This is a genomic window from Duganella sp. FT27W (assembly GCF_009295655.1).
Lineage (GTDB): Bacteria > Pseudomonadota > Gammaproteobacteria > Burkholderiales > Burkholderiaceae_D > Rugamonas > Rugamonas zoogloeoides.
In genome coordinates, this window is record NZ_WHIV01000037.1 from 1 (window position 1) to 262 (window position 262).

The 262-nt window shown below is 51.1% G+C and carries 2 tRNA genes; both read left to right on the forward strand.

Annotated features, from left to right (window positions below):
- Window positions 1-47: 47 nt before the first annotated feature.
- Window positions 48-124: transfer RNA gene (locus F8197_RS28330), tRNA-Ile, on the forward strand.
- Window positions 125-136: 12 nt separating this feature from the next.
- Window positions 137-212 (forward strand) — tRNA-Ala (locus tag F8197_RS28335).
- Window positions 213-262: the final 50 nt, after the last annotated feature.

The window sequence follows — 262 nt, forward strand, 5'->3', positions numbered from 1 at the left end:
ATCAAGCGTTCACACTTATCGACTGTCAATCAAGAAGAACAGCATTTGGGGCTGTAGCTCAGCTGGTTAGAGCACCGTGTTGATAACGCGGGGGTCGTTGGTTCGAGTCCAACCAGCCCTACCAGTTTTACCTCAAGGGGGATTAGCTCAGCTGGGAGAGCACCTGCTTTGCAAGCAGGGGGTCGTCGGTTCGATCCCGTCATCCTCCACCAAGAGTTCAAATGTAAGCCGCTAGGTTTAGATTTGGTCTTTTAGAGACCAA